This is a genomic window from Bacteroidales bacterium (genome assembly GCA_016709865.1).
Taxonomy (GTDB): domain Bacteria; phylum Bacteroidota; class Bacteroidia; order Bacteroidales; family VadinHA17; genus LD21.
On record JADJLX010000006.1, the window covers coordinates 125,706 to 140,958 of the forward strand.

Below are 15,253 nucleotides of genomic sequence, written 5' to 3' on the forward strand. Positions count from 1 at the left end.
GATCCCTCGCTGGCGCTTCGGGATGACACTGTCGATTTGTGATAGGGGGGAAAGAAGTGGCGATTCGCAAAGTATTTCTGATTTGAAATTTTTCAACGAATCGCCACTTCTCTCCCCCTATTCCATTCATCATCACCCTGTCATCCTGAGCGTTAGCGAAGGATCCCCAGGGTTCAGCAGGATCTTAACAAATAAAATCTTTTGTAAATTTGTATTGTTATTCAAAATGACACCTCAAGGTAATTTATTGTACCCGGTATAAGTTTCACAGGGTACGAAAAATAGTAAGGGCCCGGAAAATAGCCTTTCCCGCCACCCACCGAATAAGTAAGATTACCCCAGAGATCATTTATAACAAGAACTGTGTCAAATTCTCTCCCTTTAAATGTAAACTGAGGCCAGGGATACCATCCCTGCACTACAATACCAACAAATCCGGGGTAAACCCAAAAGGAACTATTGCCGGTTATCCAGATTTTTATTTCATCTATCTGATTATTAATTGTGTCATTCCAGACATGCAATTGCAGAATTGAAGAGTAATATAATTCCAGATCCATATTCTCACCCCCTTTTGGAGCATGCAATATATCACTGCCAATATAATTTGCCCCTTCAGCATAAATTACTGGTCCCGGATATCTTTGATAATCATCAAAAACTTCTTTGGGGACAACAAGCTTGTATTTGCCATCTGCTCCTGTTATTCCATATTGTGGCATCCTGTTTAGAGCATGATCCTGTTCGCCAAACAATTTATGTCCATAGCGAACAATTGCTCCAGATACAGGCTCCCTGGTTACCTGATCAAATACCTGACCGGTAAAAAGATAGTTTTTTGTGAGATCAATCTTTTCTTCATCCTTTGTACAAGCTAATACTAGTAATGAAAAAACCAGATATAAGACCACCAATTTGAATCTGTAGATAGTATACATTCAACAAGAAATGGTTACCATATCAAAGTTACACCTTGAAATAATGAAAGACAATTTTATTTTCTTCAGGATTTAGATTTCAAAGCCCTGATCTCTATTCTATTGACACCAGGATTCAATAAAAGTGAATTAGCAGAAGACTTAACTTTTTTCCCGTTCATAAAGATCGTCTCTGATTCAGTAAGCCCAACTGAAAATACCCCTTTCATATTTGCAGGCAGCTCTATCAAATAGGTTTTAAGTTTCTCATTAACAACATTATATTCTCCAATTATCTGTCCGCGAATTGTTGGAATTTCTATTTTGCTGAAAGTCAGGTTACCCATTTGGGGAGTGACAGAAACCTCAGTAAAACCTGCAGCTTTTGGTTTTATTCCCCATAAATACCGTGGAATAATATTTGCCGGAGCGGCTCCCCAGGCATGATTCCAGTCAGAATTGGGCTTGAATTTCATATCCCAGGCTTCAAGTGTAATGGTAGAACCTGATCTTATCATATTCCACCAGCTCCTGTCGCCTGTCGATCTCATAAGATCAAGGGCATACTGCCCCTCTCCTGCCAGATATAGTCCCTCCATTAAAAACTGGGCCCCGTAGACACTGCAGGCCATTCCCCTTGACTTAACAAAATCTACAACTCTGGTTTTGTTTCCTTCCGGTACCAAACCAAATGCCAGTGCCATCATGTTCGAATGAATTGAAGAGTGTTTAGATCCTTCTCCATCAATATATATTCCTTTCTCAGGATCAATAAGTTTAGTATTAATTGCAGTTCTGACTTTAGCTGCCATATTTTCAAAATACCTTTGGTCATCATGATTATTCAGGACTCCTGCAATCTCTGCCATAATTTTCATGTTATTGTAAAAAAGGCAATTCACAACGGTATTAATTGGCAGCATTACATGTCCATCCCTTTCGCCTTCAGCAGTAGCTAGTTTCCATCCGGTATCTTTCTGTGCAGGCGGCCAGTCAACGATATCGCGAATCCTGTTTGACGTATCCCTGAATCCCAGCTTCTTCATATAAGCACCATTTACTGACCGTATCTGAGAACTTATCAGTCCGTCTTCTCTGGCCAGTTCAAAAAGTGATTTGTTTTTTAGCTGGGTGTAGTACTTTTCAAGAATTTCAGTATCACCAGTATATAAATAATCCTGATAAGCCATCATTGCCGTATGTAGCAGCCATTCGGTTGGCCAGGTCGGATTACTCATGAAATGCTCGATAGTCCGCTTTGCCATGGCATATTCACGGTCAACAGAATAATGTCCCAGCTGGTTTATATATGCATCAGCCTCATATGCAATCCGTTCCCTGTCGCCGTCAATATAAATTCCGGTAAATGAGGTAGCCTTCATGCTGTACTTGCAGAGATCCCATATCTGATTCAGAATCGTATCAGATGAAGAAAACATACTCTCCTTTTCATCAAAATAATGGAACAATGCTACTTGTTTTATATCCTCTTTGCTGATCTGTTTATCAGCATTTTTAATCTCTGCATACCTGAACGGAATAACAACTCCCAGAGAGTCGGGAAGCAAGACGGCAGCCCCGGTTGTGTTTCGCTTATCTGGTTGCAGTTTAAGGATATAGTTTTGCTGGCCTGGTTTAACAGCTAATTTTGTCTCAGCATACCTTATTGTACCTCCGGGATTACGGTCTAACTTTCCGTTCAATAATTTTTCTCCAAGACTGATGATAAGAGTATCAGTCTTTTCAGTTTTATAAGTAAGCTGAATTGTACCGAAAGCATCTTTGCCAAAATCAAAAAGAGTATTTCCATCAGCTGTTTTTTTGACTGAAACCGGGTTTATCCATTCAACCTGAAAAACATTTGGCGTGGTAATTACATCACCAAATCTGCCAGTCCTGAAGATCTGCACTTCTGAATATTCCGTAAGACGACCACTTCTATCCTGAATCCTGACTTTCCAGAAATATTTACGATTTTCAGTAAGCGCTGCTCCTCCATATGAAACACCGGATGAGTTTTCTGAAATAACTAATCCGCTATTCCAGACGTCACCATTATTACTGTCGATAAATTCTCTGCGTGAGGAGACAATTACCTGATATCCTTTTTGAGAAATTGCCTCAGCGGGTATAATCCAGCTGAATTCAGGCTCACTGTCAAGTATCAAAGTATTTTCCGGCTCCCGGATAAATTCTACCATTAATCCAAAAGGCTTCTTAAATTCCTGGCCTGTATAACTACCTGACAAAGAAACACAAGGAGCTATCACCAGGAATGAAATCAATAAATATTTAACTTTTCTGAGCATATTCATATTATGATATTTCAGTTTAGACTAATGTACTGATAACTTAACTAACTGATAGTTGATTAACAGGATTTTCTTTAACTTTATGCTAAATCTCAAAAACTAACCTTATAATTCTACTTATGAAAGCAAAAACAATCACAGGACTTGCAGTTTTATTTATGGTTTTTACTTCGCTGTCTTTATCTGCTCAGAAACCCGATTTCACAGGCGAATGGAAGTTAAACAGGGAAAAGACTGCCCTTACTGACAACTCATTATTTCTGTCAGGAATTACTATTAAAATTAAGGCAGACACCCTTTTTACAACAAGAGTATATGAGAATTCAAATGGTGAACAATATCCATTTGATGAAAATGTAACCCTCGATGGAAAAGAAGCCAGGATAACAATATACGATATGCCAAGGGTTACAAAGGCCTCCGGAGTAAATAGTGATGGTTCAGTTCTTGTTGAATCCAAAACAACATTTTACAATAATGGCAGCGAGGATAACCTTGTTGCAAAAGAGACCTGGAAAATTGCCGGTGAAATGCTGACAATCGAATTCACCAATTCGATGTCGGCTGGTTCAGGTTCAGGTACTCTGTATTTTGCAAAAGTAAAATAAGTTAAGTCATATTGTTTTTCCTCAGTGTACCTCTGTGTCGCCTCTGTGTAACTCTGTGTTACTTTTTAAAAGAACTGTCACAGAGAGACACTGAGGAGGCACAGAGAGCCACGGAGAATAAGTAAACTAAGCCCTGGCTGTTAATTAATTAACAGTAGTTGTCCGGGGACATTCCATCCTGAGATCTTAAGTCCGGTTTTCTTCCCAATCACATTTACAACCGGGCAACTAACAGTTATTGTTGTTGTCTCAGAAGGAGCAAGAGTAAAATAGCTGTCCGACCAGAACGATGGGAGAACCTCTGCACCATCAGCCATTATCTGCGGACGGATAAAGAATGCGACTTTATCAGTATTGTTTGTAACCTGAATTGTCCATCTATTCTCACTTTTCAGATTCTCCGATTTCAAAATTTTAGTCTGTACTGATGTTTCAGCCATTTCATTAAGAGGCTTGAAATCGTTAGTTGGAGAGATCCAGTAGGTATTTCGTGAAACAACTTTGCCTGAAGCGTCTTTAAGTGTCAGAAGCACAAAAGTAACTCCCTTAGCTTCTGTCAGCTGAGCCGACACAGATGATATTTCCTTAACCTCCGAAGGAGCCATAGTAACTTTTACTGTTTCAGAATGGAGTTTTTTTGAATCAGCACCGTATAGTTCAACAAGTGCTGTCAGATTTGCTGCAGGTTTGTATGGCCTGTTTATGACAAGAACTTTGTTACTTGCAAGATTCAACTGAATATGAAGTGGTTCGCATGCTCTCTGCATAAAATAGTAGCCTGCGTTTGGCATCATGTACCAGTCGTATACCTGCCAGAATACACTTGGGAACGCTGCATTAAGCTTCCATAGCATCACCCCTCCGATATCGTTTAGTTTATGTCCGGCTGCTTCAAAAATCCCCTGGTAGCCAACTGCATTCATCAGCTGCATTTTATCTGAGAAATCTTCCATGCTTTGCGGTTCTCCATGCCTTTTTATCATCTCTTTATAGTAAAGATCATAACGACCATTGCCCGTTGCAGCATCGTGATAACCCCATGAGTGATTCATCGGGAAGGGGACTGTTTTGTCCCAGACAAGATTTGGAATGATCTTTGGGAGGATATTATAAGGCGGTTGTGAGGGCACTCCTGTTTCATCTTTAAAAACCCAGTCCCTGCCTGCGATTGCTTTGTTATAATATACTTTCGGATCCTGCCAGGTGTAGGGGCCACCACTGTATACTCCGGTCGGTTTGTTGTCGGGCCATGCCATATCCCATCCTTCAGGAAGTTTTGCAAAACCAGATGAACTTGGGATAAATGGTCTGGTACCGTCATAAGTGATTATACTATTTCTCATGAAATCATATAATTCCTTGCGGGCATGTCCTTCATTGCCACCTGTCCAGACCAAAAGGCTGGCGTGATTTCTAATTCTGAGTATTGTGTTTACCACATTCTTTTTAAATACTTCTCCTTCCAGAGGCCAGTCAGGTGAGCCTTTGAATTCACCCTGGGTATCGCCGGTTATCCAGAAATCAGACCATACAAGCATCCCATATCTGTCGGCAGCCTCCCAAAACTCATCACATGGAGTAACACCACCACCCCAGATTCTTACAAGGTTGATATTGGAATTTCGACAGAGATGAAACTCATAATCGTAGCGTAATGAATCGCGGTTAAGCATCATATCGGGGACCCATGCTCCTCCTACAAGCTGAATACGTCTTTCATTAACGTAAAAATCGCGTCGCCATGAACCATTCACATCGACAGCTTTGGTACTGACAGTACGTATGCCAAATACAAAAGAGGTATCGTCTGAAACACCTGAGGTAACTGCATACTGAAGCCTGATCCGGTAGAGGTTAGCTTTTCCGTATCCGTTTGGCCACCATAGCACCGGATTGGCAATATTAAGTTCTTTTGTGTTATCGCCATTCATGTCAACAGAAGCTGAAGAGTTTTTAGGGACAGTTACACTCTTAGTGAACTGGATCGGTTTACCTTTAAATGTTTCAGGAGTTATAATAACTGTAAGCTTCCCGTTATCATCTGTCTGATTATGATTAATAAGCGAAAGATTCAATGATATTTTCGCACTCGTTGTATCAGGAAGTTTTGGAAGAGTAGTAACCAGTTTGGGGTCTGCAATAGTTGTACCCCCTGATGTTCTGAGATAAACTGGCAGCCATATTCCCATATTACGGTCACGCACCGGGGGGATCCAATCCCAGCCAACTGAACAAAGCATCGTGACATTCTTACCAATATCGCCCGTTGTACCGCCATTTGGATAGAAATCGCCAAGCGCTTTAAGCTGTTCTGTGGAAGGCAGTCCGGGATAATCAAGCGGATATATTTTTACAGCGAGAGCGTTTTCCTGACCAGCCACTATTTGATTGCTTACATCAAGACTATATTGGGCAAACATCCCTGCCATATGAGCAGAATCGGCTATCTGTTTGCCATTTACCCATACTGCAGCCCTGTAATTTATACCCTTGAATATCAGCTGAAAATGGCGACCCTTATCAGAAGCAGGAACGCTGAATACCGTCCTGAACCAGTAGGGTTTATTCCAGGGGTTTGGATTATTCGGCAGGTGGCTATACTGCTCGAGGTTATACTTTTTATTGAATTCGTCATTAGCATCAGGTATCAGCATGTTGTTCATGCCCTGGTAAGGATCAGGATAGATCCCGTTTTTAACAAGACTATTTAGGACTGTTGAAGGAACGGTAACAGGGAACCAGTATACTTTTGACTTATAATCAGATGTTGAGATCTCTTCACCCGAAGAAGGGATAAGAACAGATGACTGAAGTTCAAAGTTGCTTAGCTTAACCTGCTTTACGCTACCTGACTGTGAATACGAATTCAGGGTAATAGCAAAAAACAGAAAAATCAGAAATTGAAGATTCCTTTTCATGGTTATATTAAATGTTTTGTAATGGAACATATTTATTAATGCTGAAACTGTCATTTTCATATAGTTTAATAAGGCTTTAATATGTCTAATTTATTGGGAAATTTATCACTTAACTTTCAATGAATCTCTTTAAATCAACTATTTTACCTGCAAGAACGAGGATATCATTATCGCGGAGGAGAAATGTTTTGTTATATGACAGATCAACCGTATAATTCCTTCTGAAAATTGATGTTATAATTCCGTCCTCAGGAGGGGTCTTAACGGCAACAAGTTTAAGATTGAACCGCTCCTCAATATCTACAGTTTCAAGAGAATGGCCAATATATTTTTCAGGAATATATACTTCCACAATGGCATAGTCGTCACTTATCTCAACAATCCGCAGCGTGTTTTTAAGCTGAAGCATTGAGGAAACGTGATTTGCTGCTTCCTCAAGCGGAAGGATTATTTCCTCCACCCCTATCTGATTGAGGATATTCTGATGAAGCTGATTTATAGCCCTTCCAATAATTCTTTTCACTTTAAGGTTTTTAAGAATTGAAAGAGTAAGAATTGATGCCCCCACATCCTCTCCAATGGCAACAATAACTGCATCAGTATCTCTCAGGGGAAGCGACTTTATTGCATTAATATTGGTTGAATCCATCTTCATAACAGTGGTTATTGAATCTTTTAATTCATCCAACCTCTCCGAATGATTATCTATTCCGATTACTTCGTGACCAACAGAAGTAAGAATTGTCGCCAGTTTAGCTCCAAAATAACCTAATCCTATAACAATGTATTTCATCTTGATAAAATTTGCAGTTAATTTATTACAATATCAATCTCAGGATATCTTGAATACTTAACCTTATTTGATAAAAGCAATCCTGTTAAAAGAGTAAGCGGCCCGACTCTGCCGATAAACATCAGACAAATTACAATAATCTTTCCATTCTGACTAAAAGTTGAAGTTTCAGCCAGACTTAGACCGACAGTACTGAAAGCCGAGACTGCTTCGAACAGCAGGTGTACCGGATTTTTGGACGGTTCGGAAATCATAAGACAGAAAAAGCCGATTGTAACAATCATAAGGGAAAGGAAAATTATTGCCAATACTCTGGCGATGGTGCTTGAACCAATCTCCCGGTTTCCTATCTTCATATACTGCCGGCCTTTAATACTGTTATATGCAGATCTGAAGGCAATGGCAAAGGTGGTAGTTTTTATACCGCCCCCGGTCGATCCCGGAGAGGCTCCAATCCACATCAGAATTATCATAAGAAATATTGTAGGATAACCCCAGAGAGAAATATCCGTGATGTTGAAACCTGCAGTTCTTGCACTTACACTTCCGAAAAAAGACACAATAATTTTATCTGTGTTACTTAGACCACTAATGCTGTTCCCCGACTCAAAAAGATAATAAAGGCCGGTACCGAAAACTATCAGAATAAATGTCATCAGAACGGCAATTCTTCCTGAAATATTCATCTGATTATGAATTAAATAAATCCTTTTTCTTATTATTTTTCTAATTAGAACGATTATTACCTGCTTAAAAAATGAATATATATTTAACAATACAGGAAACCCGATTCCTCCAAGGATAATAAGTAGTGCAATTGTTATCTGAACATAGTAATTATGTTTTAACCCGGTTGAAAATAACCCATCTGATAAAGTTGAAAAACCTGCATTACAGAAAGCAGATATGGAATGAAATATTGCAAACAGAAACTTATTATCTGAGTCAATATCAAGACTATAAAATATTATTATCGCACCAACTGCCTCAGTCATGAAAGTCCATAAGATAATCTTGGTAAGTAACTTGAACAGGCTCTCCAACGACTGGGAAGAGAATATCTCTTTTAGTAATAATCTGTCGCGAAAAGATGAACCTGATGCAAAAACAAAACTAAAGAAGCCTGTAAATGTCATAATACCAAGGCCACCTATCTGGATAAGGCACAGTATGATTATTTTTCCCAGAGGAGTAAATGCAGTTGCAGTATCCACAACTATCAGACCGGTTACGCAGACGGCACTTACAGAAGTAAATAAAGAGTCGAGAAAAGTTAAAGGAATATTATGAGCTTTTGGAAGCATTAATAATCCTGATCCAATAAAAATAATAATCAAAAAACTACTTGAGAACAGAAGGGCAGGCGGTATATTAATTGAGCTTATAACCCTCGCAAAAACAGATATTTCAGATATAGCAATAATAAACATTGCAGTTATTACAGGTATGTTTCCGAAGAAGAAGGCCCAGAATGGCTTGTTGCTTGTTACAATATTGAAATTTGACAGCAATACAAATGTTGAAAAAAGAAATACCACCAATTCGAAAATTGCTGAAATAGGTGTCTTTCTTCTGAAATGTAACAATTCAGGCAGGAACTTGGTAATGAAAAGTATTACAAACAGTATTCTGAAAGCTGAGATGAGCTTTAAGATATTTTCCTCAGTGTTTGTAAAACCTATATAAAAAAGGAAGCTGGCGAAAAAAAAGAAAAGTGTAATAGTAAATATTAAACGACTAACTCTTGTGAAGTAGTCAACTGATGATTTAAGTCTGTCAGAAGCTCTGAATAACCACTTGAAGAGCTTTTCCCTCTTCTTTTCTTTTTCGTCAAATAGATTCATTACAGAAATATAATCTATTTAAGATGCTTTTTGATGTTATAAAGCTTATTAAGCGCTTCTACAGGAGTTAGATTGTCGATATCTATTTCAAGGATTTCATCCCTTATCTGCTTAAGTACAGGATCATCGAGCTGAAAAATGCTCAGCTGCATGCCTTCCCTGTGACCGGCAATATCAGCAATAGGTTTTTTCAGTTCCTTTTTTTCATGGCTCTGTTCAAGTTCTTTCAGAATCTCATCTGCTCTTGTTACAACACTCTTTGGCATCCCCGCCATACGGGCAACATGAATACCAAAACTATGCTCACTGCCTCCGCGCTTCAGCTTACGGAGGAAAATCACTTTATTATTAAGCTCTTTTATTGAAACATTATAATTCTTTACCCTTGAAAATGAATTTTCCATCTCATTAAGTTCATGATAATGAGTAGCAAAGAGGGTCTTGGCCCTGAACTTGTTTTCATGAAGATACTCAACCATAGCCCATGCTATGGAGATGCCGTCGTATGTGCTTGTTCCCCTGCCTATTTCATCGAGAAGCACAAGACTGCGGTCAGAGAGGTTATTAAGAATACTGGCTGTCTCGTTCATTTCAACCATGAAAGTCGATTCCCCGAGACTGATATTATCGGAGGCTCCCACCCTTGTAAAGATTTTGTCAACCATACCTATCTTTGCAGCTTTTGCCGGAACAAAACACCCGGTCTGAGCCATAAGAACGATAAGGGCAGTCTGTCTGAGAAGTGCAGATTTCCCCGACATGTTCGGACCTGTAAGTATTACTATCTGCTGATCTTCGGTATCAAGAACAAGATCATTCGGCACATAGGACTCACCTGTAGGCAATTGCTTTTCAATAACCGGATGACGGCCTTCTGTTATGTCGAGGACCCTGGTATCATTCAGAAGAGGCCTCACATAATTTTTTTCTGAAGAAATCACAGCAAAAGACTGCAGGCAATCGAGACGGGCAATAAGTGAAGAGTTCAGCTGGATAGGAGGAATATATTCAAGTATCGCCAGCACAATGTCATTGAATAGTCTCGTTTCAAGTGATATGATCTTTTCTTCAGCGCCAAGTATCTTGCTTTCATATTCCTTAAGCTCTTCGGTTATATAACGTTCTGCGCTTACAAGTGTCTGTTTCCTTATCCATTCAGGCGGCACTTTATCTTTATGGGTATTTCTTACTTCAATGTAATAGCCAAATACATTATTAAAGCTGACTTTGAGCGAGGTAATTCCTGTTCTCTCGCTTTCACGTTTCTGCAGATCTTCAAGATATTCCTTTCCGTGGTACTGAATCTTACGCAGTTCATCCAGCTCCTCTGAAATTCCTGAAGCAATAGCATTGCCTTTTGTTATCTGTACTGGCGGATCATTATTAAGTTCCTTCTCAATCTTATCAGCAATCAGCTTACATGGATTCAGCTGTTCTGCCAGTTTAACAAGCGGAATAGATCCACTGTTATTACAGATCTCTTTCAGCGGTTCAATTGCGAAAAGAGCTCGTTTAAGCTGAACAACCTCCCTTGGATTAATCCGGCTTACAGCCACCTTTGAAATAAGCCTTTCAAGATCGCCCACCTGCCTGATAAGAGCGGCAATTTCATCTTTTGATGCCGGATTTTCTGTAAGATATTGAACAATATCGAGACGTTCATTTACAGGTTGCATATCCTTGAGAGGGAGAGCCAGCCATCGTTTCAGCAGTCGCCCACCCATGGGAGATATCGTACGGTCCATCACATCAATCAGGGTTCTTGCTCCCTCATAGGGTGAATGGAAAAGCTCAAGATTCTTTATCGTGAATTTATCGAGCCAGACATATCTGTTTTCCTCAATTCGTGAAAGATTTGTAATATGGCCGAGCTGCTCGTGCTGAGTGATATCAAGATAATAAAGGATAGCGCCTGCCGCAATAACACCGTATGTAAGATTCTGAACGCCAAATCCTTTAAGGGAAGAGGTTTCAAACTGTTTGGTCAGCCTGTCATTCGCAGCCTCGGGTCTGAAGATCCAGTCATCGAGCTTAAAGGTATAGAACTTAGGTCCAAAGTATTCAAGGAAAAGGTCTTTCTTTCCTTTCTCAAAAAGTACTTCTTTCGGCTGAAAATTATTCAGCATCTGATCTATATATTCTATAGTACCTTCCGAAGTAAGGAACTCGCCGGTGGATATATCCAGAAAAGCTACGCCTGCAATTTTCTTATCTATGTGAACAGCCGCAAGAAAGTTATTCTCCTTATGATTGAGAACATTCTCATTTAGGGAAACTCCTGGTGTTACAAGCTCGATTATACCCCTTTTTACTATCTTCTTGGTGAGTTTTGGGTCTTCCAACTGTTCACAAATTGCCACCCTCTGTCCGGCTCTTACCAGACGCGGAAGATACGTATCAAGTGCATGATAAGGGAAACCGGCAAGTTCAACAAAAGAGGCTGATCCGTTAGCTCTTCTGGTAAGTGTAATACCAAGTATTTCAGATGTTCTGATTGCATCATCTCCAAAAGTCTCATAAAAATCACCTACCCTGAATAGAAGTATTGCATCAGGATGCTTGGTCTTGATGTCGTAATACTGCTTCATCAGCGGTGTCTCTACATACTTATGGAGATCAGACATTTATTAAGGTTCTTATAATGGTTAGTTTATAATCAACCGGTAGTTAACAAAGATACACTCCCTATGGTATTAATAAAAGCCTTTTTTAAATTTATTAAGACTCCTGATCGTTTATTGAATGAATACACTTTTCAATTGTTTCTCTCTGTGTAACTCTGTGTAACCTCTGTGCAACTCTGTGTTAAAAAAAGAACTGTCACAGAGAGACACTGAGGTTACACAGAGAGACACTGAGAAAACATTATGAATATCATAGTTTCTATTAAAGAGAATATCTAACTTGGGAGTAAATATATGTGTATGAAGAAGGTACTTATTCTCGGAGCAGGACTGGTAGTTAAGCCGATGGTAGAATATCTGCTTAAAAATAATATTGGACTTACAATTGCCTCTCCTATGAAAGCGAGAGCTGATGAGATGATAATGGGCAATCCAAATGGCTCTTCTGTAGACTGGTCGATGGATGATCCTGAAACACTTGAGAGACTTGTTTCTGAGCATGATATCACTGTAAGTCTGTTGCCATATAAATACCATACCGATGTGGCAAAGATTTGTCTGCACTTTCATAAATCACTGGTAACAACTTCATATGTCCAGAAAGAAATGATCCCTCTTGATGAGCCGGCAAGGAAAGCCGGAGTACTGTTTCTGAATGAAATCGGGCTCGATCCGGGCATCGATCATATGTCGGCCATGAAGATTATCGATCATATCCATAATAAAGGCGGTAAGGTGGAAGAGTTCTATTCACTCTGCGGTGCCTTGCCGGCTCCGGAGTCTGCCGATAACCCTATGAAATATAAATTCTCCTGGAGCCCGAAAGGAGTAGTACTGGCCAGCCGAAACAGTGCTCTTTATCTTAAAAACGGGAAACAGGTTTTCATTGAACCGGTAAATCTGTTTAAAGACAGGTTCTCGTACAATTTTCCAGGGATAGGAGACCTTGAAGTTTATCCCAACAGGGACTCAATCAGTTATATGGATATATATGGCATCCCTGAAACAAAAACAATGTACCGCGGAACTTTCAGGTTTAAAGGCTGGTGCGAAACCCTCGATGCAATGAAAAGTCTTAACATGCTTGACGATACCATAAGAGATTACCAGGGAATGACATATTCTGAATTCCTTGCAGAGAGAGGCAATGTAACCACAAATGATCTTAAAAAGAATATAGCAGCCAGACTCGGACTTGATGAGGATTCGGTTGCTCTCAGATCGTTTGAATTCCTTGGTCTCTTCTCTGATGAAGTACTGAATTACAGATCGACATCTCCATTTGATATAACATCCGACAGGATGATAAAAAAAATGGTCCTGGCGGATAATGAACGCGATATGGTAATACTTCAGCATGTATTTCTGGCTGAATATAATGATGGGAAAAAGGAAGTGATCAAATCATCAATGCTCGATTTCGGATCTCCTTCAACAAATACCTCAATAGCAAGAACAGTTGCTCTGCCTGCTGCTATTGCCGTAAGGATGATTCTTGAGAACAAGATTCAGATAACCGGCGTGCACAGACCTGTAGTGCCTCAGATCTATAATCCTGTACTTGATGAATTAAAAACTCTTGGAATAGAAATGAAAGAGGAGTATGGGTTGCTGGAGAGTGAAATGATTTGCCCCCCTTTAGGGGGGTTGGGGGGCATTAAAATTTCAAATAAAAATCCTTTGTAAGTGCTTTATAATCATCTGTAAATTCATGCCGCTCACCACGTTCTATTGTGAGAATCTTCTCAGTCAGCTTGAGTCGCTCCCTGGAAAATGTCATTATTAAACGCCTGACATCAGATGTGGGCAATGGCTTTATTTTTAAGATTTTATTACAGTATAGTCCATACTGCTGGGCTTCAGCTATAAATATTGTGCCCTCAACATATGGCATGATAAGCTGAAAAATGCCACCATCATTAAGGAGTTTGGCAACACCATTAAGTAAATCGGCAGATGATAAGGAATCATTATGCCGGGCGGAAGATTTCCGCGGATCGGGATTTTTTAAAGAATCACTGAAGAAAGGCGGATTGGATACAATAAGGTCAAATTTTCTCTCCTCCGGATTAAAAGACTGGAGATCGCAGTTTATTAGTTTTATTCTGCTCCTCCATTTGCATTTGGCAACATTTTCCTCAGCCTGAAGGAAAGACTCATAATCAGGTTCAATCGAAACAATTTCAGCTTCACATCTCTGGGCAAGCATAATTGTTATCAAACCGGTTCCTGTGCCAATATCAAGTATGTATTTCCTGTTTATCGCATCAGCAACTGCCCCAAGCAGAACACCATCGGTGCCTACTTTAAATGCAGCCTTTTCCTGAAATATTGTAAACTCTTTAAAGGTGAAGTGACTGTTGGCCATTATCGGAATTATTAATTCAACTTCCCCGGATTATATTTACTTTTACAGCTCGTAAAATTAATTATATGAAGCTAAAGAAAGCTGATCTCAGGGAGTTTCTTGATGAGAAAGCAAATAAATATAACAACAGCGATTTTATTGAATCAGACCCGATAAGCATTCCTCACTCATTTACAGAAAAAGAAGATATTGAGATCTCCGGTTTTCTTGCAGCTGCCATTTCGTGGGGAAACAGAAAGATGATAATAAGAAATGCAACCCGGATGATGGAACTGATGGGCAATGCACCTTTTGATTTCGTTCTGAACCATAAGCCTGAAGAACTTAAAAGGCTAAGGGGATTTGTACACAGGACATTCAACGCCGATGACTTTATTTACTTCATAAAAGCCCTTCAGCATATATACCTTGAGAAGAACGGACTGGAAGCACTTTTCAGGGAATACAGCACAAATGATTCTCTGCAGCCTGCTATTCATCATGTCAGGAACATATTTTTTGAGCTGCCTCATTCCTCACGCACCGAGAGACAGCTCTCTGATCCGTTTAAAGGATCAGCAGCAAAAAAAATAAACATGTACCTGCGCTGGATGGTAAGAAACGACAACAGGGGTGTTGACTTCGGGATCTGGGATTCTATTTCGCCCTCAATCCTTTCGTGCCCGCTTGATGTGCATTCAGGTAATGTTGCTAGGAAACTCGGGTTGATAACACGGAATCAGAATGACTCTAAAGCGGTTAATGAATTGGATATGAATCTCCGTGAGATGGATAGTGAGGACCCGGTAAAATACGATTTTGCCCTTTTCGGACTAGGTGTTTTTGAAGGTTTCTGAGACTCTGTACGTTTTGGGTATAAAACAATCTTA

General features: G+C 39.7%; 10 protein-coding genes. 3 read left to right on the top strand and 7 right to left on the bottom strand.

Annotated features, from left to right (window positions below):
* Window positions 1-221 precede the first annotated feature (221 nt).
* Both IPJ16_17020 and IPJ16_17025 read right to left on the bottom strand, forming a co-directional pair.
* A complete protein-coding gene (locus tag IPJ16_17020; protein ID MBK7628868.1) occupies window positions 222-938 on the bottom strand; it encodes a hypothetical protein in 717 nt (238 codons plus the stop codon).
* Window positions 939-1,003: 65 nt separating this feature from the next.
* Window positions 1,004-3,232 (bottom strand): family 78 glycoside hydrolase catalytic domain, encoded by a 2,229-nt coding sequence (locus IPJ16_17025; protein ID MBK7628869.1) that lies wholly within the window; start codon window positions 3,230-3,232, stop codon window positions 1,004-1,006.
* 116 nt (window positions 3,233-3,348) lie between these two features.
* On the opposite strand from IPJ16_17025, the gene IPJ16_17030 reads away from it, so the two are divergent.
* On the top strand, window positions 3,349-3,837 hold the full coding sequence (locus IPJ16_17030) for a hypothetical protein (protein ID MBK7628870.1): 489 nt from the start codon (window positions 3,349-3,351) through the stop codon (window positions 3,835-3,837).
* 140 nt (window positions 3,838-3,977) lie between these two features.
* Here IPJ16_17030 and IPJ16_17035 read toward each other — a convergent pair whose 3' ends face one another.
* Genes IPJ16_17035 through mutS form a run of 4 tightly spaced genes read right to left on the bottom strand, consistent with a single transcriptional unit; the run spans window position 3,978 to window position 12,016 of the window.
* The gene (locus IPJ16_17035; protein ID MBK7628871.1) at window positions 3,978-6,809 is read right to left on the bottom strand and encodes a beta galactosidase jelly roll domain-containing protein; all 2,832 of its coding nucleotides are present in this window, start codon (window positions 6,807-6,809) and stop codon (window positions 3,978-3,980) included.
* 55 nt (window positions 6,810-6,864) lie between these two features.
* Window positions 6,865-7,548, bottom strand: coding sequence for a TrkA family potassium uptake protein (locus IPJ16_17040; GenBank protein MBK7628872.1), 684 nt, complete (start codon window positions 7,546-7,548; stop codon window positions 6,865-6,867).
* Window positions 7,549-7,565: 17 nt separating this feature from the next.
* Window positions 7,566-9,392, bottom strand: coding sequence for an ATPase (locus tag IPJ16_17045; protein ID MBK7628873.1), 1,827 nt, complete (start codon window positions 9,390-9,392; stop codon window positions 7,566-7,568).
* A gap of 14 nt (window positions 9,393-9,406) precedes the next feature.
* Window positions 9,407-12,016 (bottom strand): DNA mismatch repair protein MutS, encoded by a 2,610-nt coding sequence (gene mutS / locus IPJ16_17050; GenBank protein MBK7628874.1) that lies wholly within the window; start codon window positions 12,014-12,016, stop codon window positions 9,407-9,409.
* A 300-nt stretch (window positions 12,017-12,316) separates the two neighbouring features.
* Here mutS and IPJ16_17055 point away from each other — a divergent pair, with 300 nt between their 5' ends.
* Complete coding sequence (locus IPJ16_17055; protein ID MBK7628875.1) at window positions 12,317-13,702, top strand: saccharopine dehydrogenase NADP-binding domain-containing protein; 1,386 nt, start codon at window positions 12,317-12,319, stop codon at window positions 13,700-13,702.
* Here the strand turns inward: IPJ16_17055 and IPJ16_17060 are convergent.
* Window positions 13,674-14,384: a methyltransferase gene (locus tag IPJ16_17060; protein ID MBK7628876.1), complete on the bottom strand. Its 711-nt coding sequence runs from the start codon at window positions 14,382-14,384 to the stop codon at window positions 13,674-13,676. The genes IPJ16_17055 and IPJ16_17060 overlap by 29 nt on opposite strands.
* 65 nt (window positions 14,385-14,449) lie before the next feature.
* On the opposite strand from IPJ16_17060, the gene IPJ16_17065 reads away from it, so the two are divergent.
* Window positions 14,450-15,220, top strand: coding sequence for a TIGR02757 family protein (locus IPJ16_17065; protein ID MBK7628877.1), 771 nt, complete (start codon window positions 14,450-14,452; stop codon window positions 15,218-15,220).
* The last annotated feature ends 33 nt before the right edge of the window (window positions 15,221-15,253 follow it).

Bases quoted from the DNA above. Each gene is read 5' to 3' on its own strand.
- IPJ16_17020 (MBK7628868.1), bottom strand. From the start codon at position 938: ATGTATACTATCTACAGATTCAAATTGGTGGTCTTATATCTGGTTTTT.
- IPJ16_17025 (MBK7628869.1), bottom strand. From the start codon at position 3,232: ATGAATATGCTCAGAAAAGTTAAATATTTATTGATTTCATTCCTGGTG.
- IPJ16_17030 (MBK7628870.1), top strand. From the start codon at position 3,349: ATGAAAGCAAAAACAATCACAGGACTTGCAGTTTTATTTATGGTTTTT.
- IPJ16_17035 (MBK7628871.1), bottom strand. From the start codon at position 6,809: ATGACAGTTTCAGCATTAATAAATATGTTCCATTACAAAACATTTAAT.
- IPJ16_17040 (MBK7628872.1), bottom strand. From the start codon at position 7,548: ATGAAATACATTGTTATAGGATTAGGTTATTTTGGAGCTAAACTGGCG.
- IPJ16_17045 (MBK7628873.1), bottom strand. From the start codon at position 9,392: ATGAATCTATTTGACGAAAAAGAAAAGAAGAGGGAAAAGCTCTTCAAG.
- mutS (MBK7628874.1), bottom strand. From the start codon at position 12,016: ATGTCTGATCTCCATAAGTATGTAGAGACACCGCTGATGAAGCAGTAT.
- IPJ16_17055 (MBK7628875.1), top strand. From the start codon at position 12,317: ATGAAGAAGGTACTTATTCTCGGAGCAGGACTGGTAGTTAAGCCGATG.
- IPJ16_17060 (MBK7628876.1), bottom strand. From the start codon at position 14,384: ATGGCCAACAGTCACTTCACCTTTAAAGAGTTTACAATATTTCAGGAA.
- IPJ16_17065 (MBK7628877.1), top strand. From the start codon at position 14,450: ATGAAGCTAAAGAAAGCTGATCTCAGGGAGTTTCTTGATGAGAAAGCA.